At 50.0% G+C, this 25040-nt stretch carries 14 protein-coding genes; 8 read left to right on the top strand and 6 right to left on the bottom strand.

Annotated features, from left to right (window positions below):
• Positions 1-29 precede the first annotated feature (29 nt).
• Positions 30-1460, top strand: coding sequence for a sulfatase family protein (locus Pla110_RS10465; protein WP_390620497.1), 1431 nt, complete (start codon positions 30-32; stop codon positions 1458-1460).
• 90 nt (positions 1461-1550) lie between these two features.
• On the opposite strand, the gene Pla110_RS10470 is transcribed toward Pla110_RS10465, so the two are convergent.
• The 3 genes from Pla110_RS10470 to Pla110_RS10475 all read right to left on the bottom strand — a co-directional run bounded on the left by Pla110_RS10470 (position 1551) and on the right by Pla110_RS10475 (position 7285).
• Positions 1551-5066 (bottom strand): autotransporter outer membrane beta-barrel domain-containing protein, encoded by a 3516-nt coding sequence (locus Pla110_RS10470; protein ID WP_144995721.1) that lies wholly within the window; start codon positions 5064-5066, stop codon positions 1551-1553.
• A 420-nt stretch (positions 5067-5486) separates the two neighbouring features.
• The gene (locus tag Pla110_RS22620) at positions 5487-5663 is read right to left on the bottom strand and encodes a hypothetical protein (protein WP_197440646.1); all 177 of its coding nucleotides are present in this window, start codon (positions 5661-5663) and stop codon (positions 5487-5489) included.
• 44 nt (positions 5664-5707) lie between these two features.
• A complete protein-coding gene (locus Pla110_RS10475) occupies positions 5708-7285 on the bottom strand; it encodes a sodium:solute symporter family protein (protein ID WP_144995722.1) in 1578 nt (525 codons plus the stop codon).
• 494 nt (positions 7286-7779) lie between these two features.
• On the opposite strand from Pla110_RS10475, the gene Pla110_RS10480 reads away from it, so the two are divergent.
• The 5 genes from Pla110_RS10480 (at position 7780) to Pla110_RS10500 (ending at position 18656) form a co-directional block, all read left to right on the top strand.
• Positions 7780-7986 (top strand): small basic protein, encoded by a 207-nt coding sequence (locus Pla110_RS10480; protein WP_144995723.1) that lies wholly within the window; start codon positions 7780-7782, stop codon positions 7984-7986.
• Positions 7987-8444: 458 nt separating this feature from the next.
• Positions 8445-10169 (top strand): GH3 auxin-responsive promoter family protein, encoded by a 1725-nt coding sequence (locus Pla110_RS10485; protein WP_197440647.1) that lies wholly within the window; start codon positions 8445-8447, stop codon positions 10167-10169.
• 203 nt (positions 10170-10372) lie between these two features.
• On the top strand, positions 10373-12790 hold the full coding sequence (locus tag Pla110_RS10490) for a PSD1 and planctomycete cytochrome C domain-containing protein (protein ID WP_231742969.1): 2418 nt from the start codon (positions 10373-10375) through the stop codon (positions 12788-12790).
• 102 nt (positions 12791-12892) lie between these two features.
• Positions 12893-14353, top strand: coding sequence for a DUF1501 domain-containing protein (locus Pla110_RS10495; protein WP_144995725.1), 1461 nt, complete (start codon positions 12893-12895; stop codon positions 14351-14353).
• Between the two features lie 277 nt (positions 14354-14630).
• Entirely contained in the window at positions 14631-18656 is a 4026-nt protein-coding gene (locus tag Pla110_RS10500) for a serine/threonine protein kinase (RefSeq protein ID WP_144995726.1), read from the top strand.
• A 58-nt stretch (positions 18657-18714) separates the two neighbouring features.
• Here the strand turns inward: Pla110_RS10500 and Pla110_RS10505 are convergent, their stop codons facing one another.
• Positions 18715-20421, bottom strand: coding sequence for an ATP-binding protein (locus tag Pla110_RS10505; RefSeq protein WP_231742970.1), 1707 nt, complete (start codon positions 20419-20421; stop codon positions 18715-18717).
• Between the two features lie 390 nt (positions 20422-20811).
• Here Pla110_RS10505 and Pla110_RS10510 point away from each other — a divergent pair, with 390 nt between their 5' ends.
• Together Pla110_RS10510 and Pla110_RS10515 are read left to right on the top strand one after the other, a co-directional pair.
• Positions 20812-21306, top strand: a complete 495-nt coding sequence (locus Pla110_RS10510) for a hypothetical protein (RefSeq protein WP_197440648.1) — start codon at positions 20812-20814, stop codon at positions 21304-21306.
• Between the two features lie 70 nt (positions 21307-21376).
• Positions 21377-22390, top strand: coding sequence for an alpha/beta hydrolase family protein (locus Pla110_RS10515; protein WP_144995728.1), 1014 nt, complete (start codon positions 21377-21379; stop codon positions 22388-22390).
• Between the two features lie 34 nt (positions 22391-22424).
• Here the strand turns inward: Pla110_RS10515 and Pla110_RS10520 are convergent, their stop codons facing one another.
• Positions 22425-23255, bottom strand: a complete 831-nt coding sequence (locus Pla110_RS10520; RefSeq protein ID WP_231742971.1) for an ABC transporter permease — start codon at positions 23253-23255, stop codon at positions 22425-22427.
• A 196-nt stretch (positions 23256-23451) separates the two neighbouring features.
• A complete protein-coding gene (gene modA / locus Pla110_RS10525; protein WP_144995730.1) occupies positions 23452-25020 on the bottom strand; it encodes a molybdate ABC transporter substrate-binding protein in 1569 nt (522 codons plus the stop codon).
• Between the last annotated feature and the right edge of the window lie 20 nt (positions 25021-25040).

The raw sequence follows: 25040 nt of genomic DNA on the forward strand, positions 1-25040 counted from the left end.
CCTTTCGATTGTTTACGATTCTGTTCGTGATGTCCGTGTTTCCCCGCATCCTTTTATCCGGAGAGACGCCGCGTCCGAACTTTATTTTGATTTATTGCGACAACTTGGGGTATGGTGATATCGAGCCTTTCGGTTCCACCGTCCATCGCACGCCGCGGCTCAACGAGATGGCGGCGGAAGGTCGTCGGTTTACCGATTTCAATGTCACGGCAGGAGTCTGTACTCCGTCTCGGGCGTCAATCCTGACAGGCTGCTATTCCCAACGGGTCGGCATGCACCACAATTCCCGCGATGGGATTGTACTACGGCCCGTATCTCCGTACGGGTTAAACCCAGATGAAGAGACTGTCGCCGAGGTGTTAAAGCAGTCGGGATATACAACGGGATGTATTGGCAAATGGCATTTGGGCGACCAACCGAAGTTCCTTCCGACTCGCCAGGGGTTCGACTACTTCTATGGCATCCCTTATAGCGACGACATGACAGAGGCGGTCGGCAAACGGATTGGCGATCGATTCAATGGAAACCAGTGGCCTCCCCTGCCCCTGATGATCAATGACGAAGTCGTCGACGCCCCCGTTGATCGGGATATGCTGACCGTCGACTATACCGAGAAAACAATCTCATTTATTGAAGAGCATCAGGACGAACCTTTCTTTCTCTACCTGCCACAAGCGATGCCCGGCAGTACTTCGACTCCTTTTGCCAGTCCGAGGTTTAAAGGGAAAAGTAAGAATGGTCCCTGGGGAGATTCGGTCGAGGAACTCGACTGGTCGACGGGAGAGATTCTGGACAAGCTGAAAGAACTCAATCTCGACGAACGGACGTTAGTCATCTTTACTTCGGACAACGGAGCCCCACTCGCAACCGATGTTGAAAGTCCGTCGCGTGGCTCGAACAAGCCATTCCACGGGAGAGGATACACCACGGCCGAGGGAGCCTTCCGTGTTCCCACAATTATGTGGTGGCCAGGGAAAATCGCAGCTGACTCCCGGTGTGATACGCTCACGAGTACGCTGGATGTGTTACCCACTTTTGCCGCTATGGCGGGGATTGATTACGAACCGACGCAGAAAATCGACGGGAAAGAGATCAGTTCGATCATCCTGAGTGATCAACACGTCGAAGATCGCGAGTCCCCACACAGCGCATACTATTATTACTCAGCCGAACAATTACAGGCCGTTCGCTCTGGCCCGTGGAAGCTGTTTCTACCACTACAAAACCCCGGAAGACATCCCCATTTCAAAAAGAATGAGGGATCGGAACCGCTCCTGTTCAATGTCAAAGAGGATATCGGTTCGACTGAGAATGTGGCCGCCTCCCACCCGGAAATTGTCGCTAAGCTTACCCAGCTTGCAGAGGAAGCGAGAGCTGATCTCGGTGACACTGGAACACGAGGCACTGGACAACGTACGATCGGACAGGTCGTAAATCCGAAACCGCAGATTAAGCAGTGACACCCATAAAAAAACGAGGTATCGACGAATCGATACCTCGTTTCGAAACAAGGAGTGTTTCTTTGTTTTCTAGTTTGTTTTCTAAGTGACCTACCAACTGTAGGTCAGTGTTCCTGAACCGAGATGGAAGACTTGGCGGTCGTTGAACTGGGAGTTGTAATCGGCACGGACTTCCCAGTGGTTGGTGAGTTGAGTACTGACACCGGTACCGAGAACGGCCCAGTCCCGACCCAAGTTCAGGCCGTTGACGGAGTACCCTGCTCCGCCGACTCCAGCGAACTGAGCGTTGACGGGGGAAGTGGGCTCAAGAAACTCATGAATCCACATGGCACGTACTTCAGGGGTGACGTTAAAGTTGTCCATCAGAGTGATGTCGGTCAGGGCGACACGGCTACCGAGAATACCTCGGAGTGAGTGAGTGTCGACGCCAGCCACATCCAGATTGATACCTGGAGCACCCGTTTCAGAGAAGCTGTTCTGACGAGCATAAACGTATTGCATTCCGAGGTAAGGTTGCCAGAGAACTCCCGGAGCAACAACAAAGTTTAAACCCTGTTCGCCATACAGAAAGCCTTGCCAGCCTTCCGATTCCCCTTCTGCTTCGAATATTGTTCCGGCGATATTGACCTGACGGGTACTGTCGTAGTCGTCGAACTGCAAACCACTGAGTGCAATGGTGTACCAGTCGCCTTGTGTGTGGGTCAGGATGGTACCGAAGTTTCCGCCATCAATATCGAGGTTCTGGTTCATGCCATCCTGCTGGATGTAAGACCCGACGTAACCACCGAAGAATCCGAGTCGGGTATCCTGGTCGATGTCTTTTTCGATTCCGAATGTGGAGCCTCCCATGCGGTAGTTAATGCCCGCAGCGTTGCCGTCCGTTTCAGCCGAACCTCCGAGTCCGTATCCGGTGACCCAGCCCCGCCATTCCAATGCCGACTGACAATGACAGGCGACCGGGGTGAAGAAATGAGACGGGTTGGATTGTTCATAACTAACGAGCGAGATACCAGGTGACGCCGTAAGCGTATCGGTATAGCCCGGAGAGCGGTAATTGTTAGTGCGGACATAGCCGCTTCCATTCCCATTTACTGAATTCATGGTACTACGAAGTTGCTGTGTAATATTCATTAACATGAAAGTCGTCGTATGAACGCCAAACTGTCCACCGCTCCCATAGACGGCACCATCGAGTTGCGATAGAGCCGTGTTGACCTGGCCGTTCGTAGCGAACCGAAGTTGGTCGATTATGTTTCCAAAGTCCCCGGTCGCCCCTTGGGAATTATCGTCAATGTACTGTCCTACCGAGCCTTGATTCCCTGTTTGAGAAAGGGCGGCAAAGTCTGTTTCGAGTGCCTGCAGCGTGAAAAAGGCAGACGTCCCGGTATACCCGAGGATGGCATCAAAGAAGGCGAGGTCATCAGCAATGCTGTCGTAAGTACCAGTGACTCCTCCGGAAGCGGACAGAAATGTGTATTCTGCTCCGTTTGTGAAGGTCTGAGAATTAATATAGCCTCCACCTTTGACGGCGACATTCCCTCCATTAATCACCGCATTCCCTGTGACATTTAGATGGTCGTTATCCGTTCCAGCCACGGGATTGGCAGAGGGTTGTAATTCAATTTCGATAGAACTACCGCTGTTGGAGGTATGAGTTCCAATGACATTCAATGCTCCAATTGAATTCCCGGTGGCCAGCGTTCCATTGTTGATGAGATTTCCGGTGATGGTTCCGTTGCCACCCAGTTCTGCCCCCGAATTAACGGTGGTATCACTGGTAATCGAACCGTTGACAGCCAAGCGTCCTGCGAAGACTCGGGTGTCGCCTGTGTAGGTGTTGTTCCCGGTCAGTGAGAGCGTTCCGGTTCCGTTTTTATTAAGTGATCCCGATCCACTGATGACACCAGAGAATGTCGAATTGAATCCATTGGTATCGACTCCTCCCCCTCCCGCCTGAATCGAATAGTCACGACTGTTGTCAAAGGATTGCAGCGTCTTCAGGGTTCCGCCATCGAATATGACATTTCCAGAGCCGAGGTTGTCGTTAGTGGAAATGGCGAGCGTACCGCTATTGATACCGGTTGTACCAGTGTAGGTATTGGTGCCGGAAAGGGTGAGCGTTCCGCTCCCAAGCTTGTTGAGGTTTCCCGATCCGCTGACGACGCCGGAGAACGTAGAATCGAATCCATTAGTGTTGATGGTTCCTCCTCCACCTTGCAGGGAGAAGTTGCGACTCGTATCAAACGTTTGAAGTGTCTTCAACGTTCCCCCATTAAAAATCACGTTTCCGGAACCGAGATTGTCATTGGTGGAGATGGCTAGCGTACCATTATTGATACTGGTTGTGCCCGTGTAGGTGTTGTTCCCGGAAAGGGTGACTGTCCCCGATCCCATTTTGCTGAGAGATCCCGTTCCAGACATCACACCGGAATAGGTTCCGTCGGTAGATTGGTTAAACTCAACTTGTGAGTTGTTCGCGATGTCACCTTGTAAACCACTGGTCGTTCCCTGGAGCTTACCCGCTGTAACAGTCGTGCCGCCGGAGTAATTGTTTGTACCGGAGAGAATGAGTGTCCCCACACCGGTTTTGGAAAGTGAGCCATTAGAAGTACCGCTAATGGCGTCTTCAAACGTCATTGTCTCTCCGTTGCCGATTTCAAAGACAGCATTGACGTCGTGGAGAAAGAGGCCCGTCCCTTCGGCAGAACCCGGCCCTCCAAATGACCCTGTCGAACCACCTGCGACGGTTCCTCCACTGAAACTACCATTTTTGATAGTTAACTGCCCACCGGAACGAACAAAAATAGCACCACCGAATCCAGCTCCACCACCTCCATTGTCACTAAGGCCATTCGCCCCGCCGTATCCACCTGTACCAGGTGATCCAAAAGTCGTGCCCCCTCCACCTCCTCCGAAGCCTCCGTCTCCAGCTATGTTATTATGATAGTAAGATCCTCCTCCACCTCCTGCGTAACCACCGTCTTTTCCGTCTTGATCGCCCACTGACTGGCCTCCATCGCCTCCACCATAAGAGCCACCTGATGCACCAGAAGCATTTCCCACAACGCCTCCCCCCCCACCACCGATGAAGCCGATTAAAGGATCGTAAACCCCTCCGTCTCCCCCTACGGCACTATTGTTGGAGAAGTTGACATTGTCTAGAGTCAGACCAGCAATATCGTTGACTAAAATTGCTCCACCCGCTCCGAGACCACCACCTCCTCCGTTGTAGCCGTCTGCGCCATTTCCGCCCTTTCCCAATCCATTTTGAATGGTGAGATTATTGATCTCTACAGAACCGCTTTCAATAAAGAAGGGGCGGTAGCTATCAGCACCATCGATCGTATTATTGTTGCCATTCACCGTTACATCGGCGGTGAGGTGCCCCGGTGCGCTGGAAAGGGTAACATTGGAATTAATGTTGATGACGTCACCATCGACGGCGTTCTGAATGGCGGTCGCGAACGTGGCCGAGTCAGTCACATTGAACGTCGCAGCGTTTAGTGATATTCCCGACAGACCGACACATCCTGCGGCAATGAGGATTGAAGTTCGAGGGATTCTTTTTGAGAACAAAAAAAATAGATAGGCTGGAGTGAGTTTCATTAGGTGTGCTTCCTGCGTGGATGACTAACATCAAAAGAAGGCTGGCTTTTCTAATCCAAACGATATCGTCGATCAGAGGAGAGCAAAGAGTGCCACCATGTTTGTCTTTTAAAAATCATCGGCAGGGCTTATCGATGGCCTGAACAATTTGACCGTACGATGGAGAACCCAACCATCCCACATTCCTATTTCAAGTAGGGTATATTGCCACGAATGAAAAACAGGATAATTCAATACGGGATGTAACGGTTGTTGCGGCCAATAATGCACGAATAAAACGACTGAATGCATTGCAGTAGATAGACTGTCAGGCCGAATATAGGGACGCGAGGCTTCGTGCGTATTTTCAGGGGTGAAGCCTTGGAGCAACTAACCGCTGAGCAAATCGAGATGCAGGTGCGGGATTGATTATCAACCTCTTCAGATCTCTTTATCGAGCTCTTCCGGATGGGAGGTGGCCTCATCAGTATCCGCGCGGAGGTCATCGAAAGTCATTTTGAGTTCTTTGATCGCGCCGCCACCGATGACAATCATCATGATGAGGAACGATAGCAGACTGATCGCGAGCACGACGAGCCAGATATTGAGCCAAGTCATAATCTTACTTTCCTCTCTCTACTTAGTGACTGTGAAACTGTTGATTACTTTTCCAATACAGTAGCTGACTTCGTCAGTAATGAAGTGATGATGTATCCCACGGTCGAAAGTACGAACGTGAAAATGGTCATGATGGCACCGTTGAGAATGAACGTTTCTGGTAATGCGCCCAACTCATGCAACTTCAGATCGAGCCATGCTACCGGGTTACCGAGGGCCATGATCCCGGTCAGCCCAAGTAGTATCGCGGCGACTGCGCCCTGGCTGGTCCCTTTTTTCCAGTAGAGACCCCCAACGATGGTGGGGAGGGCTCCCGCGAAGTAGACGGTTCCCGTAATCGCCATGTAATCCCAGAGTTGATCGCTCAGTTCATACCACAATCCCCAGGTCAGCAGCATGATGCCGATGACGACAATCGAAACACGAGTGATCAGAATCCGGGTTCGCTGCGACATTGGTCCAAACAACGGACCACAAATGTCTTGCGTAATGACACCCGACCAAGTCAGCAGGTAGCTGTCGTGAGTCGACATAAATGCAGCCAGCATTCCAGCGGCAATGATTCCGAGCAGGCCGGTCGGGATCAGCTTCGCGAGATAAAGAGGCATGGCGGCTAGTGTGCTGACTTCTCCGGTGCCGACTTTTTCCATCAACTCTGTACCGAGGTCGACATTCGACGCGAAGAAAGCGAACGTCCCCAAACCCAGGAAGACAGGAATCGCGCGTCGGGCGAGGAGCGGAATTGCTGACCAGAAGAAAAGTTGACGGGCAACTTTGGTGTTTTTAACAGAGAGCGTCCGAGAGGCGGTGGTCGGCCAGAGGAAACTGGCGGCACCGACGATAATCATCATTTGGAAGATTGTGGTAAATCCAATACCGGCCTGATCGCCATTAACGATGTTAAAGGCTCCTTCTGGCTTCAAGCTGTCGAACGGATTAACGTATCCGTGCTGATCTGTGGCGATTGACCTCAGTCCATCCAGACCCAAGTCTCCCAGAATAAAGACACAGGCAACCAGAAGAGAAGTGCCCAGCACAAAGAATTGAATGAGGTCGGTGATGACGACGGAGACCATTCCTCCGAGAACAGTATAAAAGAGCACGAGCAGGAGCATCACCGTCATGACCCACTTAATGAGATCGGGATCGTCCATACCGGTCAGAGCGGTGACAAAGATAGAACCTGCCTTCAGGAACAGGCCCATGTTGAGCACGCCTGCCAGTACCATCACCGTGCCGCCCAACACGCGTACGCCGGACGAATACCGTTGTTCGTAGTATTCAGGGATTGTCATGACTTCTGTTTGACGCAATTTAACGACGACAAACCCTGTCGCCCCGATCATCAGCAATGCCACTCCTTCCAAAACACCGAGGTACAAAGCCGCGTATTGCTGAGTGAAACCGAGTTGAGCCATATAGATCACGGTGACCAGGCCGAGTTCGGTACCTGTCATACTGGCGAGGGCCAACCGGATTCGAAGAGTTCGGCCCGCGACGAGATAATCGGATAGATTACCTACATATTTGTTTGCCCATAGACCAACGAGGGCGGACGCCGCGATATAGACAATCACGATCCCCCAGTCGAGAGAAGTGAAGTTCGTTTGGAACAGCTCCATCCTTATAAATCTCCAACCTCACGATTGAGGCGACTAAATGACGGAAGGTGGTAATGTTGCGTCGATCCAGAGTGAAACTACGGCCCGAAAAGCACTTCACGAGCGACAATAGAGTTTTGAAGGGGATTTTCAGCCATTCAACTGGTCCCAGTCTGGAAATGTCGCTATAAAAGCGTCCGACAGTGGTTGATTTGGCTGTGGTACGTTCATTACAATGCCGCTCTGGTTTTAAATGGCGACAGAGGTACAGTGCTTAGGTCCGGTAGGACTCGACGATGATACCTTTGATATCCACTTTCAAAACCATAAACAGCCTAACCAGCTGGATTTAATTCTACAAATCATCAGCAGGCGGTTTCTGGATTTATTAGGTCGGACAGAAAAAACGACTGGTATCAGAAGTTTTGGCTTCGTCCGTCTAGAATCCATTTTGAGCCTGCACTGTGGTCTATAACTGAACAGACAGAGTTTCGAATACTATTGGAGTTGGTCTCGTGACAATCGACAAAAGTTTACGCCGTGGTAGTCGCCTGGTTCGCAGCCGGAATGTTTTGACTCGCGATGAGCGTATTGAACGCCTGCAAATGGAAGATCGTTGGACTGACGATTCTTCAGCCCTCGGTCTGCCGAAGGTCCGCGTTATCAAAACCGTTGCTGGTAAAAAGAAGAAGAAAAAGAAAAAAGACGACGACGAAGATTAAGTCTTCGACGAATCTCGTATAGTCAAAAACTAATACAGACAAAACGCCTCCAGCGATATTCGTTGGCGGGCGTTTTCTTTGCGCGCGAATCAAATCGCTGCGATTCCTCACTTTGGCTTTTCATGTCGCATGATGTTCAATGTGTTTCAAGTATTCATGCTCCTCCCCAATGCCGGTCTTATGTGTTCAAACGCACTCTGGTGAGGGAAATTGCGTCACTGAACAGGATAAAAAACGGAACTGGTGGTCAATTCCGTCCATGACAGTTAAACACTTTGGAGCGAAAAAGCCGATCTAACCCGATATTCATATATGAAAATGAACTCTTCTTAACTTGATTGTCGGTGGCCGTTCCCGAAGGGCTGATTTGTCAGGCAGCACCGAGTCAGGAAAAGAATCGAAGGAGTTCACTGGCCGGAGACGAATTCAGGATGCAGGTAGTCGGCAAAATCAGAGCCATGGTTGGAGCGCTTCCGAAGGCGTATATTGCCCGTGAAGCGGACAAAAGTTTTCGACGCATGAAGAGTTGCCGCAAAGTACAGCGCCGTCTCTTAGACGAATTACTGGCAATGCATCGGGACAGTCATTTCGCTCATGCGTTCAAATTGAACCGGATGAGTACGGTGGATAACTTCCGCAAGTTTTTTCCGGTCACCAACTTCGAAGACTATCGCCCTTACATCGAACAGCTCAAAAAAGGCAATCTTCGCGCGATGCTTGGTCGCGATAGTAAGCTTTTGATGTTTTCCCTCAGCTCGGGAACGACCTCGGAATCAAAATTCATTCCGATTACAGATCGCTTTCTGAAAGATTATCGCCGAGGTTGGCGGATCTGGGGCGTTCGCGTATTAAATGAACATAAACCGCTCTGTTCCCGATCGATCGTGCAGCTAACCAGCGACTATGACAAATGTCGCACGCCCGGTGGAACCCCTTGTGGCAACATCAGCGGATTGGTCGCGACGATGCAATTGAAGATCGTTCGGGCAATGTACACGATTCCGCCGGTCGTCAGCAAAATCGAGACACCGGAAACGAAAACGTACACTGCTCTGCGACTTGCACTGGCCGATCCAGAAGTTGCCATGTTGACGACAGCCAATCCCAGTACCTTAATTCACTGGGCTCGGTTTGCCGAAACACACAGCGAAGAACTGATCCGCGATATTCACGACGGTACATTGTCAGTCAATGTTAATGCCAAGGTACGAGGCGAACTGGAAAAACAGATCTCCAAACCACAGCCAGTTCGCGCAAGACGGCTCCATAAGATTCTGGAACGTCATGGTTCACTGGTCCCACGCGAGTGTTGGCCAAACCTTTCCGTACTTGCCGTATGGACGGGGGGAAGTTCGGGGGCATTCCTGCCAAAGGTTCAAGACATTTATGGCGACGTTCCTGTCCGTGACCACGGGCTCTCTGCCAGCGAAGGGCGCATGACGATTCCCATTGAGGATGGAATCTCTTCCGGTATTCTGGATGTGGAATCGCATTACTTCGAGTTTATCCCGGCGGAAGAATACGAAACAAAAGATCCGACGATCCTGGAAGCACATGAACTGGAAGAAAACCGCGATTATTACATCCTGCTCACTACATCCAGCGGTTTTTATCGATACGATATCTGCGATGTCGTTCGCTGTACTGGTTTCCATGGAACCACTCCCCTTCTGAAGTTTCTCCATAAAGGGGCGCATATTTCAAATGTTACCGGCGAGAAAATCACGGAACATCAGGCAATTCAAGCAATCGATGTTGCGAAACAACGCCTCGGGATCTCATGTGAACACTTCACCTTAGCGCCGACCTGGAGTGACCCTCCTTTCTATCATGTGATCTCAGATGATCTGCATGGTGAACAAGGCCCCGTTTCTCGAGAGCATGCAGACCGATTCGCGCATGAGGTGGATTCGCAATTAAAACGACTCAATTGCGAGTATGAAGAAAAAAGGGCAACGGGCCGCTTAGAGCAAATCCGTTGGTATCATATTCCTCACGACGCCTGGCAGCAGTTCTCACGTAGTCGACAACTGAATGTGGGGGGAAGTTTTGAACAATACAAACACCTCTGCCTTTCACCCAGTTTGAACTTCCTCCAAGATTTGCAGAAAAGTGCCGCCGAAGTGAAAATCCGTGAGAAGAACATCATTCGACTGGAGACAATGGATCGCGCAGCATCTTAGTGCCTCTAATGTAGGTGACCCGCGATTATCCTTATGTGAAGGCGGCATTTAGAGAACCGAGTAAATACCGGAAGATACGATTCCCAGTTTCTACTCTGGCTAACCGGTTTCTCAATCTGGTAAGATAAAAGAACGTTTATCTGTTGTCCCCCCGGGACGATCGATCCTCTCTCGCGTTGCTTTTTTATGACCAGGTTTGAACTGTGAGCATTTTGCGTCCAAGTCGTCTTCGTCATAGCTTTCTTTTCCATTGCGGAACGCTCCTTTTCAGTCTGATCATGGGGCAGAGTGCTGGCGTGCTTGCCGATGACGATATCGACTTCAATCGGGATATCCGGCTTATCCTCTCCGCGAAATGCTTTCAATGTCACGGCCCCGACGCCCGTTCGCGTGAGGCTGATCTCCGTTTAGACACTCAGGAGGGTTTATTTGGTGCAGACGATTCCTCAGGAGTCGTTATCCCTCATGCGATCAATGAAAGCGAACTCTTTCGGCGATTGACTTCCGAAGACGAAGTTGAGCAAATGCCGCCTGCGGACTCCGACATCGAAATGACCGATGCCGAGATCGCCACGCTAAAAAAATGGATAGAGAGCGGAGCCAATTGGGCGGGACACTGGGCCTATATTCCACCTGAAATGCCCGAAATTCCGGCGGTTGAGTCCAACAATGAAGACTTAACTGATATCGATCATTTCATCTTACAAACATTACAGGCTAATGAGCTTGGGCTCTCTCCAGTTGCCGATCCCATCACCTTAGTAAGGCGGCTTTCATTCGACCTGACAGGGCTTCCACCTGATCCAGCACAGGTTGCAGCATTCTTAACACATCCATCTGAGCAAGAATACGAGCAACTGGTTGATCGACTATTGGCGTCCCCTCATTTTGGGGAGCGGTTGGCAATGTACTGGCTCGATCTTGTGCGATACGGAGATACTATCGGATATCATAGCGACGCTCCGCAACATATCTCACCCTATCGCGATTACGTTATCGATTCGTTCAATTCAAACAAACCGTTTGATCAATTCACACGAGAGCAACTTGCGGGTGATCTACTGGAGTCTCCGACGGAAGAGCAAATCATTGCGACTGGTTATAATCGCTTGAACAAGAAGACTGAAGAGGGAGGTGCTCAACCCGAAGAGTATCTGACAAAGCACGCGGCAGATCGGGTGCGAACAACCTCAGGCGCCTGGTTGGGAGTGACGTTAGGTTGTGCAGAATGCCACGACCATAAATACGATCCATTTTCGGCAAAAGACTTCTATAGCATGGCCGCCTTCTTCTCCGACATTCAAGAGGTGGGATACTACCGCTCGGGGAAACATGATCCTTATATCGAATTAGGGGTCGATGACAAATTAATTAAACTTCAGTTCCGGTTGGAGGATCAACTTTCCGAATTGCGTAATCCAGCGAAAGAAGACAGGTCACTAACGAGTGAGGAGCGCGCCAGCAAAATCAAAGAAGTAGAAGAACAATTAAAAGTACACAAACAGAAGCTGGAAACTGCGGTTAACAATGGTCGTAAATCGATGATCACCGTTGCTGTGGAACCACGTGAAATGCGTGTGTTACCGCGAGGAAATTGGTTGGATAAGACGGGAGAGGTCGTTCAAGCTGCCCTGCCCGAGTCGTTGGTGCCTGCCCAACAGTCGTCTGATCGATTGACTCGTCTTGATCTCGCGAACTGGCTTGTGTCCGAAGAGAATCCCCTTACGGCGCGTGTCTTTATGAACCGGATGTGGAAATTGTTCTACGGTCATGGTTTATCTCGACGCCTGGACGATGTCGGAAGCCAGGGAGAATGGCCCACACATCCGGAATTGCTCGATTATCTTGCCATAGATTTTCACAGTAACGGATGGGATATCAAACGAGCGATTAAAAATCTGGTGATGACGAAAACCTATCGTCAAACTTCGATTGCTTCTCCGGAACTGCTCAAGCGAGATCCGGAGAACAGGCTCCTTGCGAGACAGTCGCGTTGGAGGTTGGATGCCGAAATGATTCGCGATAACGCCTTGGCGACGTCGGGGTTATTAGTGCGAACCGTCGGCGGAGAAAGCGTCAAACCTTATCAGCCTGCCGGCTACTGGCAGCATCTCAACTTCCCGACGCGAACATGGGAACACGATAAAAATGAGAATCAGTACAGAAGAGGGCTTTACGTTTTCTGGCAACGTACGTTTCTACACCCTAGCCTCCTTGCGTTTGATGCACCTTCCCGGGAAGAGTGTACGGCCGAGCGGCCAATATCGAATACCCCCAAAGCGGCGCTGATACTATTGAACGATCCCAGCTTCGTAGAGGCGGCTCGCTGTTTTGCCGTTCACTCATTGGAAGAGAATAATAACCTCTTCATAACCGACCGCATTGAAAGTCTGTGGACGAGCGCCCTCACCCGCCCCGCATCTTCCACCGAACAACAATTCCTGTTGGAATTATTTGAAACCGAACATCAGTATTATCAACAACATCCTGAAGCTGCCGCGGAGTTACTCTCCGTCGGAATGCAACCGACACCGGAGCAACTCGATCCAGTCGAGGTCGCATCGTGGACGTCCGTGACTCGAGCGATTATGAACCTGCACGAATTTATCACGCGTAATTAGCCTGGGATAATCTAGATTATCCCGTACTTCGACGAATCCTCTTTTGCTTCAAACTAATCTAATTGCTTAATAACCTGCTTAACCTGATCGAGAATTCTCGTCATGAGTTATCTGTCTCAAGAACATCATCAACTATTACGCCGTACCTTCCTGAAGCGGTCGACGCTCAGTGTGGGTACTGTGGCGCTTTCATCGCTTCTTAGCGAATCGTTGCTGAATCCGTCGCCGGTGCAAGCCGAAATGAAAGCTCGGCTCGGTTTGGAACCGGCGGTGCCGAATATGCCGCACCTGCCACCGCAGATCAAGCGGGTGATCTTTCTGAGTATGTCGGGTGGTCCGTCTCAGTTTGAGACTTTCGACCATAAACCGAAACTTGATGAGATGCACGGTAAGCCGATGCCTGCATCGGTCACCAGCGGACAACCAATCGCGCAGTTGCAGGGTCAGGACTTGCTGTGCCAGAAATCGATGTTCAAATTCAATCGGCACGGGGAGAGTGGGCAACAGATTTCAGAGTTGTTTCCGCATCTTGGAACAGTCGCCGATGACATTTGTATCGTGCGGTCGATGCATACAGATCAAATTAATCATGACCCTGCTAATACGGTCATGAATACGGGAACGTCGATTTCGGGGCGTCCCAGTATGGGTTCCTGGTTACTCTATGGTTTAGGAGCGGAGACTGCTGATCTGCCTGGCTTCGTTGTCCTTACGAGTAAAGGGGGCCGAAACCCGCAACCGATAGCGACACGGCAGTGGCACAGTGGGTTTCTGCCGGGGCGATATCAAGGTGTTGAATTTTATTCGCAAGGTGATCCGGTTCACTTCGTTCGCAATCCATTTGGAGTGGATCGCGACAGTCAGCGCCGTTTAGTCGACACCGTCGGTCAATTGAATCGTCTTCAGCAACAACAACGGTTTGATCCGGAAATCGAGACACGCATTAATCAATACGAGATGGCATTTCGGATGCAGGCTTCTGTTCCCGAATTGATGGATATTCAAGACGAACCGAAGCATATACTCGACATGTACGGAACGGAGGGAGCGGATGGTTCCTACGCTTACAATTGTCTGCTGGCTCGGCGATTGGCCGAACGGGGCGTCCGTTTTATTCAGCTGTATCACCGGGGTTGGGATCATCACAACGATTTGAACAAGTACATGAAAGTTTGTTCCAATCTGACCGATCAACCGACGGCGGCGCTGATTCAGGATCTCAAACAGCGGGATATGCTCAAAGATACTCTCATCGTCTGGACGGGGGAATTCGGACGAACGCCTATGGCACAGTCCAATAAAGGAGATACCGGTCGAGACCACCACATGCGGTCATTCAGCCTGTTTATGTGTGGTGGAGGTATTCGTGGTGGACAAACTTATGGTGCTACTGATGAATTAGGCTATCATGCGACAGAGAATCCGGTGCATGTGAACGACTTACACGCCACGATGCTGCATCTACTTGGAATTGAGCATAAAAAACTGACCTATTTCTACCAGGGTCGGCAATTTCGTTTAACGGATGTTGCTGGTGAGGTATTGCATGATATTCTGGTTTGATCGTTTGAAGTGAAATGTCCGGTTATAATAGCCGTGAGACGGTCCTTAAGTCTGGAAATAGAATGGTTTTCCGCAGGAAAACCGTCCCTTGCCAGTTATACTGTTAATAGTTCTGTTTTAATCATTTCGCTACCATTTCGTTTGCGGGCTAAAAGCAACTGAAACCTCGAAGACCTCCAATTCTCATTTGGACATCACAGACTCAATATGTTCAGTACCGGCAACGGATTCGTTGCTTATTAGGTTCTGGCTAGCTTTCAAATAAACTGAACCGTTTATGGCCCCGAAACCCTCCGACGAAAACGCACAATCGAAGCCTGTACCCAGACCGGCTAACGAATCCAAACCGACGGACACTCCTCGAAAGATGTTCAGTAAGTTTGAGATTCACAAGAAGCTGGGTTCTGGTGGTATGGGATCGGTCTATCTCGCCCGCGATACCGAACTCGACCGCTTCGTTGCGTTGAAGATTCTTCCTAAAGACAAGGCTGACAATCCGACGCTCCTCAAGCGATTCAAGTCAGAAGCCCAAGCCGCCGCTACTCTGAGACATGACAATATTGTCATGGTCTATGGAGCAGGTGAGCACGAAGGCTACTACTATATGGTCATGGAGTATGTCGAAGGGGTCGATGTCCATCGGCTGATTGCCAAGAAGGACCAATTGAGCGTGAAACGGTCGATCGAGATCGTCAAACAGGTCGGTTCGGCTTTGGAGCATATTAACAGTAAGGGAATCGTACACCGCGATATCAAACCTTCGAACCTGTTTATTCAACGAGACGGAATTGTGAAACTGGGCGACCTTGGTCTGGCTCGATCACTTGAAGATTCTGAAGAAGCGGGAGTCACTCGTGCTGGGACCACCGTTGGGACCGTTGACTACATTTCACCCGAGCAGGCGCGGAACAGTAAAGCGGCCGATATTCGGAGCGATATCTATTCTCTGGGCTGCACTTGGTATCACATGCTGACAGGACTGCCCCCTTTTCCGGATGGTAGCCTGACCAATAAATTACATGCCCACGCCGTTAAACCTCCGCCTAATCCGCAAATCGTAAATGAGGCGGTGCCGGATGGAGTGGTTGCCATTATGCATCGGATGATGGCAAAACGTCCTGAGGACCGTTATCAGACTCCGACCGAGTTGATCCAGGATCTCGAACAATCGATCCTGACTAAACAGGATATTGCGAATACCGTTCTCGCATCATTGCAGGAAGAGGATGATTTTATCGAGGCAGAGTCAAAAACACCCATTCCTCCGACAACTGCACCGCAAGATCATTCTCCCAAAACACCTTCGCCGCGAAACCAGCCGATTCAGACTCCACTGCCGAAGGCGGCTAATAAGCAAAAGGGTTCGACTGAAGCCGGGCAAACCACGACAACATCGTCCGAGGTTCAGCCTACAGAGAATCCAAATAACTCGTCGATTCGTAAGATGACAATTCCATCCCAACGGATTGATGCTTCGACTAAAGGGCCCACGGACGACTCGTTTAGAATGCAGGTCGATCCGTTGAAACTGGTGCTTGCAGGGGGAAGCACACTCATTCTGCTGGCAGCACTCATTTATGGAGTAAATTTTCTTTTCCAGACTATGACAACTCATGGCAACTCAAATCAAAGCGGAGTCGTAAACGAGGTTGGGCCGCTGGACAACCGGCAAAAGGATGAGCAAGGAAATCCGGAGGAGAATCCACAGGGTTCCCAAGATGGCTCCGAGTCCAAGGACGAAAAGGACAAGACTGCGTCCGTTACTGTTAAAAGTATCGCTCAGGTGGAAGTCGAAAAGCGTGCCGACCAATTATCAAAAGAGTTCTTTCCAATTCTTGATGCTTCCCAGCGATTACATCTACAGAACTATTCCTGGTTAAATAAATTTTTGATATCAAATGCCGCTTCCGATTTAAAAACCTTAAAAGTGCAACGGTTTTCCAACCGAGCGACAGCGAACGATGCATTTGATTCAGTGCCCCTCGCCTATAAAAATGCGCCTAACAAAGGGGCCGTGATTGAGATTGCCGGGGATCAATCCCTCACACTGAGGCCCATCCGACTTGTTCCTTCGCAGCATATTGTTTTACGGGGGATTTCCAGCCGGGATGGATCACGTCCTTTGCTGATGATTGAACCTTCCGACGTAGATCCACTGTTTGCTGTAAGTAAGGGGACTCTCGAGATTGAAAATCTTGATCTGGTAATTCTCCCTCCCCGTCGCATGACCTCGTCAGCGCGACCTCTGTTCCAACTGGATGGTGGCGAACTCTTTCTTAATGATTCCTCCATCTCTTCGATTCATCCCGCTCCGAACTCCCTGATAGAGATGGTTCCGAATGCACAACTGGCCAATCGAGTTGTGATGCAGGATGTGGTCGTACGCGGCGACGGATTAACTGTCGCAGAGGAGATGAGTTCCACTGATGAACTTGTTTCAGTAAATAGCCTGTTTATCAATAAATCAGTTCCACTATTTAAACTGGCATCATCGAGCGAAGGAACTTCGGAAAGTCAGATATCGCCACCCGCGATCAACCTGCAATTGTTCTCGTCGACTTGCATTTCGGGCAAAAACGGACTGAGTATTCCTGCTGGGCTTGAGGGTGTCTTCCGCGTTTACTCTTTCAAAAACCTTTACGCTGCATTGGAATCTGGGAATCATTTTATTCCTTCAGGCAGTCCAATCACGATGACTAAATTGGGAGTCGACTCTTCAAGACCCGGAGTGAAAATGCGTTGGTTTGAGAAAGGCTCGAACTATTCGGGATGGGCGACGTTATTACATTTCGCCGACGATTCGAGGACGCCAGTCAAGAATGCTAAAGACTGGAATAAGCTCTGGGATTTGGCAGTGACGGATAATCAGGTGAAATTCGACGTTTGGACGACCGCGAATCAAAATCGAATGGGGCCACTCAAAGAACTGAAAGCTACTAACCTATTGGGAGAAAGAGGCGATGGGATCGGATGCAATATCTCGTCCCTCGAAGCGCCGGAAGGTCGTTTGTTACTGGAGCGATACGAAACCCGTTTACTGACGAAATTTGCCGCCTTATTCCCGTTGGAATCAGAAGGATCTACTGCGGAAGAATTCAAGATCCCTAAAGAATCCACTGAATTCTTCGAGCGGTTGCAGTCGGATGAATGGGCGGATAATACGCACTTTGTATTAACTAGTTCCGTCAACAATAAAGACACCTTGGAGATACCTTGGAAACCGGTTTCGGTTACGGGCAAAAGTTTAACAATTGAATTCAGACCCTCGAAGTCGAGTCAAAAAGTCTTGTTTCGTCCGGAAACGACAACGGGAGACAGGGCTCTGATTACCGTCGAACGCGGCGATCTTCGATTGTTAAATCTGGGCTTCGACGCACGCACGGCGCGAAATGGTGAGCTTCCCCGGTCTGTGGTAGACGTGCTTGATGGTAGCTTTCTACTTGAGCACTGCTTAGTTCAAACGACATTTCAGGATCCTGAAGAGAAAATGGAGCCTGTACTGGAGTCGGTGATTCGATGGCGGGAGACCGAAGCGGTAGAGAAAGAGTTTCGCACGGGCCGCATCATCGACTCGTTTTTGTACAGTTTCAATCCACCAGTTCACTCTTCAGTAGAAAAGTCTCGTCTTCAGATCTTAAACAGTTGCCTCCTTTCAGGAAGTTCTGTCGTTCGGCAAGAGATCATTCCCGAACACCAGAATCCAGATAACGAGAACTTCTGGACGAATAGTACTTTGTCGAGTTGGAATCAGTTCTTTGAAATCGTTGACCGGCGGAACCAATCGCTTGATTCCAACTCGATTGAACTGGAAATGTTCCATCTCTTCCTGGGGCCTGCTTATTTGAACAACCAGAAAACTCCTGAACTTGTGAGGTTCAACGGACAATCGCTCGAAAAGCCATTTTTAAGAACGACCATTGCTTATGTTGGCCGTGATGACAGTGTGAGAACGGTGATGGCCTACCGTAATCCAGACGAAAATGAATCGACCGTGACGACAGAAGATCAAACGCGGCTCTTAACCGGTTATGCGAATCCGTTCGACACGTTGCCTGAGGCCGGTAAGCTCTTATCGCTGAAGGCTCCTCTGCCTGAAAAACAGGAGCGATATGTATCGCCCTTGTCGTATGCGATCGATCCAAACAGCGCGGGTGACAATGTGGATGGGACACCAGAATTCGGCGCCGACCTCGACAGTTTGCCTTCTTACATGACGGGGAAGAAGGGTGCCTATTCCAAGGGGTCAAACAATAAAGCCTGGAATCGCAATTCTAACGCGGGGTCACGTGGCCCTGAGTTCTAAATATCGGGGCCTTTGCGACTATCGATGGAATACTTGACTGGTTCTGTCTTGCCGGTTCTTATGCCATGGTGGGGCTTTCAACGATTCTGTGTTCATCGTCCATGCGGGGCCAATTCAAAGTAAACTTACACCCCAATCCAGGGCGGCTTTCAACAGTGATTTCGCCGTTGTGTTCATGTAGAATTTTCTGGCTAACCGCCAGTCCAAGGCCGGTACCTCGCGAGCCTTTTGTCGATTCAAACATGTTAAAGACTTTTTCAAGTTGCGGAGCTGGAATACCGGGCCCATTGTCTTCTACGGTGATGGAAATCCGATCTCGATTCGCGTCGTACTCGGTAGCGATCTGGACCTCACCCTCGTCACCCTGCTTTTCAGCAACAGCGTCAATAGCATTGCTCACTATATTTAACAGGGCACGATGAATCCCCTCTTCATCGAACCAGGCCGGAGGTATCTGGGTATCAAGATCAAGAGAGATAATCACATGAGCTTCCTCTGCTTTGCCTTTTACCAGTTCTTCAACGTCAGTAGCGAGTTTGTTAACGTCTCCTTCGCAGTAAGCAGGTGCTCGTTCTTTGCTGAATGTGAGCATGTCCATTACTAAGTTGTAGATCCGGTTCTGGTTTTTCTCAACGATCTGCCACCCTTTTTGCAGCAGCTCTTCGTTCATGTCATTGAGGCCATTGTTGACGAGATAACTGCCGCCACGAATTCCCTGCATAATATTTTTGATGTGATGGCTGAGCATGGCGATCGTCTGACCCATCGCGGCCAGTCGCTCTGCCTTTAGTAATGCATTCTGATAACGATGGTTTTCAATGGCGAGAGCCGCTTGCCCGCCAATAGCGATGAGTAGCCTCAACTTGGAATCGGAGAAATGGCTTCCCTCCTGAGAACGATAAAGCATTTCCTCGGAAGTCATCGTGGTGTCGACATAAACGACCCCCAGCAAGTCATCTCGGCCCTGCAAAGGAACGCACATGGCCTCGCGAACGCCTGCCTGAAAAATGGACTGCCCATGGTCGAACCGTTGATCGGTTTGAGCGTCAGAGGTACGTACACCCTGCCCTTTTTTGACGACATAATCAACGATACTCATCGAGACTGGCATCCGTTCAGATTGCCCCGTTCTATCGATAAAGACACGCGGGATTATCTTTCCTCCTTCGGGCGAGAAGAGGAGGACACAACCTCGATCTGCACCGACAACTTCCGTCGTCAGATACAAAATACGATCAAGGAGCTGATCAGGCGAAAGTGTCGGTCTGACGACTTCTTCGGTGATCTGGTAGAGGGTCGTCAGTTGGGCCACCATCTCGGCCTGTTCAGCGATTCCCTCTGCTGGATTTACACCTGTAAAAGCGGCGACAGTGCGGTCGCTGACTTCGCCCACAATTCGAGATCGTTCGAATTCGGGAGCTTGTCTTACAAACGAAATTCGCGACGCGGCTATCTCCTGCGAGGAATGAAACTCATCGCAGGTAAACAGGAAAACTGTTTCGCCGACTTGGATTCGGTCACCGTTGGTCAGAGAGTGTTCGGCAACGGGTTTGCCATTGACCAGGGTTCCATTGGAACTGTTATTGTCCAATAAAGTGAAGTTGCCCGTTTTGTGCTGTATCGTGGCATGAGCTCGCGAAACCAGATTATCCGTGACGCGGATCTGACATAATGAACCGCGTCCAATTTGATATCGGCGTCCGGTCAAATCGTAACGGTTTCCATGGTTTTTGCCTTCGATGACCAATAAATTTGCCTGGGTCACGATGACGACCTTTATTTGTTCAAGAATGAGGAGGAGTTACAGGACAGTTATTGAACGCAGAAATGACGAGATGGAAAGTGAACGAGTGCCAAAGTCTGGGAACTGGAAAGCAGAGGTAAATAATGCGAACGGAAATACTGGGTATTAAAAATGTGTATTAAAACTGTGACTTAAATCAGTGTACGACATCCCGGGGGTGTTGTGAATTCGTCTCGACTGAAAAAGCGGGACATATCCGGTCTGCCCGCTTTGTTTTGGTGGAAGAGTTCCCCGCAAATCTCAGGTCGGGCTGGAACAGAGTCGAAAGACGTGCCAGAATGGAGATAGGGTCGCTTTAGCTCCCAAATGGACTTCACCTGGATACTGAGAATCTTCAACAGGAAACTGGCTATGCAAATCCGAATCTCTAAATGGATGTTCCCAATGTTAATATTGGGGATGTTAACTACCAACTCATTTCTATCTGCTGCCGAACCAACAGCGAATGAGGTCTCCGCACGCGAACTGGCGTTTTCACAATTATTGAATAACTCCGTGTTGGTAGGGCAGTTCAGTATCGATGGTCAGAAATCAACAGACCCGCATGAGGAAAGGTACGAGATTGAAAGTGTGAAGAAATATCAGGGAGATTTATGGACTTTCACTGCCCGCATTAAGTATGGAAAACACGATCTCAAAATTCCGATGACGCTGAAAGTAATCTGGGCCGGGGACACGCCCATGATTAGTATGACTGATGTGAGCGTCCCTCCGCTGGGAACGTTTACGGCGCGTGTTTTCTTCCACGATTCCCGATACGCAGGTACATGGCAACATGGCGATGTCGGTGGACACATGTGGGGCCGCATAGAAACAGCTAAAGCCCCCGCTGTTGATTCAAATTAATAGACGTCATTTTCGTCAGAAGAATTGCTCACAAACATCCTTTGAACTACATAGAAACATTTGTCTGATTATGACTTCTCTTTCTGCTTCTCGATTGACCGTTGCACTGCTTGTCCTGTGTATTTCCTTGTCTCAGGCAGTGGCCTCTGCTCAAGGCAAGGCCAAAACCACACTGGAACAGATCACTCAGATTCCGACTGCTGATGGAAAACAACAACCGATTCGGGTGTTCGTCCCGGAATTGGAAAAGAAAGAAGCGGTACCGCTGCTCGTCTTCCTGCATTCCTGGTCAGGGAATTACAAACAGTCAAATATGAAATGGGTAATGCAGGCTCAAGAGCGAAACTGGGCCGTGGTGCTTCCCAATTTTCAAGGTCCTAACTTTCAGCCCACGGCCTGTGGATCGGAGCTGGCGCAGCAGGAAATTCTCGACGCCCTTGATTACATGATGAGCACTTATCATATTGACAGTAGCCGCATCTACCTCGCGGGGGCTTCGGGGGGCGGGCACATGTCGATGTTAATGGCGGCGAAACATTCCAGTCGATTCTCGGCAGTCTCGGCTTGGGTCGGGATTACTGACTTGAATGCCTGGCATGAATTTCACACGCGCGGAGAGAAACCAACTGGCTACGCACTTAATATCGAGGCCAGCTGCGGTGGGAAACCGGGAGACTCCGACGAAGTCGACGCTCAATACGTTGCACGATCTCCTTTGTTCCACCTCGGGAATACTGGCGATTTACCCTTGGATATCGCCGCAGGAATTCATGATGGCCATACAGGTTCAGTTCCCGTCAGTCACTCATTGAATGCTTTTAATGTAATCGCTTCCTCTCGCAATGAACCGACGATTCCTGAACAGCTGATTCAGGAAATTGTGGAGACAGAAGAGGTTTCCGCAGATGTTTCCGTATTCGATTCCGGGAGTGACTCAAACGAGAACTACCCACGGAAGATTCATCTACGCAGAACAGCGGGGCCTGCACGCGTGACTATTTTTGAAGGTGGGCATGAGGGTTTGGCAGCGGCTGCCATAGAATGGCTTGCTCAGCAGCAGCGGGAAACGAAGTCGGACGAATAATTGAAATCATCCATCGGCCGAGCGATTGATGGTATCATATCGCAGGATTTCGCAGACCGAATATTCTTGTCAGGACAAGGACGCCGACGGCCAGGAAGACCATCATCAGAGAGACGGCGACGGCGTCGTTTAATCGACCCAGACTGAGTTCCAGGAAGACGCTGACGGACATCACTTCTGTTTTATTTCGAGTGGTCCCTGCGAAGACAAGTAGCGGTCCAAACTCTCCTAGTGCGCGAGCCCAAGCGAGAGTCCCCGCTGTCAGAATGCCGTGCCATGCTTGAGGCAGACAGACACGGCTGAATGCCTGCCGTTCATTGCAACCGAGGGTGAGAGCAACCTGTTCCAACCGGGGGTTAATCTGATCGAAAGTCGCCCGCATCATCTGGATGGAGAATGCTGCTGCGACCATAAACTGGGCGAGAACCACCCCGGGAATCTGAAAAACGAAATAAGGGGCGAACTGCTTAAAGGGTTGGAACTGAAACAGTACGAGCAGACTGATCCCCAATACCAGTGGTGGCAGGACGATGGGGACATACAGGATCGCTTCGAGAATAGTCTTGCCATAGAAGTTGTAGCGGGAAAACAGATACCCAATGGGAATCGCTACAAGGACGGATAGAATCGAACTCATCAGGCAGGATATCAACGTTAACTTGACCGAATACTGAATCTCTGGTTGTTCCAGCAACCTGGCCATGGAGACCAGGGGACGGCCAATTGGTTTGAGCCAGTCGGGCCAATTCTGCATAAGTTGATTTGCTTCATCGCTCCGAGCCAGATAGCCGATATCCCCAGCAAGCATGCTGATCAGGAAACCGATATACATCAGGCCAATACCAGCCATCACGATATAAAACACCACGTCGGATCCGACCCGGTGTTTTCTTTTAACGATCGTTGGAGTGATGTTTTGACTGGTGTCCGGCATATTAAAGCGGTTGGAACTCGTGGAAGTTAGTGGAGTGGCTATCAGGTCCTCATAGTCGATCTACAAGACTGCGGAAAATCTCCGCTGATGTAAACACAGAATCAGTGATACGATCAGGGAGTCATTTTTATTGCTCTGCGGGTTCGGGTTCCAGCAGCCAGGTAAAGCCGGCGGTTTCGAAAGCCTGCTGAGAATGGGCGACCTTTTCATATAAACGCCGCGATAGATATTTCTTTTCACTCGACTTCGCGATGCTGAATGGCTGGATCGCCTTAGACTCGTCTGTCTTAATTGGGATGACGTCGAGGTTGTCCTGTTCCGCCTTAGTATCTGTAAGATAGGCAAGAACCGCGTCTACGGAATTTGTCAGCACCAACGGTACAAGCTGAGCGGAACTCGTTGTTTGAGTCGCGATGTTCGGTTGGATTTCTTCCGTTAAACTTTGTGCGTCGAAAATTTGTTTCGTGAGTACGCCAATCGTGCATTGTTCGGGTTGGCCGACAGCCACGCGCATCCCTTCTCGCGTCAGGTCGTGGAGCGACTCAATCTTTTTCGGATTGCCTTTGGGAACTGCGATCACGACGTCGGTGGAGGAAATGTTGACATCTTCCTGAAAGAGATCGTTTACCTGTTCGAGGTAATATCGGTCGCAGGCCATATAGGTGTCAGGAAAACCTGCTCCCTGATCCTGGTCGAGAATCGTACGCATTTGACCGACAAGAATTCCACAACCATCGTAGCGAGTGTTGACGGTCACTCCTTCTCGAGCTTCGAATTGTTTAATCGCTTCTTCAACAGCACGTCGATTGACGGAGCCACAGTAGAAATTCAATTCTGGATGTTCGGCCCAGATGTCTCCATCAGGGATGGCGTTGAATCCATGCTCGGTGAAGGACTCCAGTCCTCTATCACGAGCGGCAATATAGCGGGCGAACTTAAGAGCAGCGGTAGGATTGCTGGCACTGGTTAGGACGCCAATCTTTACTTGTGCTTTTCCCGCATCCAGTTCGGGCAATTCAATAACTTCCAGGTCGGGATAGTTTAATGCGGTCGTATCCCAGACGATACCGACATCGGCGCTACCGATTTTGACATCATTCGCGACTTCGGGAACGGTGGCCTTCATCACTCCTTTGTTGCGAATCTTTGCTTCGAGTTTCTTCCAGTGGCCCGAGTCAGTGAGAAGCTTTTCTGTTTTACGCCCAACAGCGGCCTGCCCCGGATTGCCAATGGCGATAATCAAATCTTTACTGACCAGGTCATCGGCAGACAGTATCCCTTTCGGATTTCCGCCAGCAACGAGTAAGACAGGTTTCATCGTCGCCAATGGAAGCGTTTCCTGTATAAGTCCCTTGGCTTGACCTTGAGTCATGTAGACTTCGTCAGCGGAGAGAAAGAGGTCGCCAGTCTGGCTGGCCTCAATCTGACTGAGTAACGTGTTTGATCCACCGTACTGAAGTTGAACCTCGACGCCATACTCTTCCATGTATTGCTTAGCAACATCTTCCGTGACAGGTCGAATGCCTGCTGCACAGAACATGACCAGATTCTTACCTTCACTGGTCGAGTCAGTCTTGTCGAGCGAATACAGGCTCCAACTCAGGACTGCAATCACAAGCAGCGCACCGCCTACTAGCAGGAACAGGCTGTCAATCTTTCCGTTACGTTCGGTGAGTTTCTTTTCCAGAATGATCATAAGTTTCAGCAAAAATAGGG

This window comes from Polystyrenella longa, from assembly GCF_007750395.1.
GTDB lineage: Bacteria > Planctomycetota > Planctomycetia > Planctomycetales > Planctomycetaceae > Polystyrenella > Polystyrenella longa.

Coding starts and splice junctions, on each gene's coding strand:
- Pla110_RS10465 (WP_390620497.1), top strand. CDS start 30: ATGTCCGTGTTTCCCCGCATCCTTTTATCCGGAGAGACGCCGCGTCCG.
- Pla110_RS10515 (WP_144995728.1), top strand. CDS start 21,377: ATGACTTCTCTTTCTGCTTCTCGATTGACCGTTGCACTGCTTGTCCTG.
- Pla110_RS10470 (WP_144995721.1), bottom strand. CDS start 5,066: ATGAAACTCACTCCAGCCTATCTATTTTTTTTGTTCTCAAAAAGAATC.
- Pla110_RS10500 (WP_144995726.1), top strand. CDS start 14,631: ATGGCCCCGAAACCCTCCGACGAAAACGCACAATCGAAGCCTGTACCC.
- Pla110_RS10495 (WP_144995725.1), top strand. CDS start 12,893: ATGAGTTATCTGTCTCAAGAACATCATCAACTATTACGCCGTACCTTC.
- Pla110_RS10475 (WP_144995722.1), bottom strand. CDS start 7,285: ATGGAGCTGTTCCAAACGAACTTCACTTCTCTCGACTGGGGGATCGTG.
- Pla110_RS22620 (WP_197440646.1), bottom strand. CDS start 5,663: ATGACTTGGCTCAATATCTGGCTCGTCGTGCTCGCGATCAGTCTGCTA.
- Pla110_RS10485 (WP_197440647.1), top strand. CDS start 8,445: ATGGTTGGAGCGCTTCCGAAGGCGTATATTGCCCGTGAAGCGGACAAA.
- Pla110_RS10510 (WP_197440648.1), top strand. CDS start 20,812: ATGCAAATCCGAATCTCTAAATGGATGTTCCCAATGTTAATATTGGGG.
- modA (WP_144995730.1), bottom strand. CDS start 25,020: ATGATCATTCTGGAAAAGAAACTCACCGAACGTAACGGAAAGATTGAC.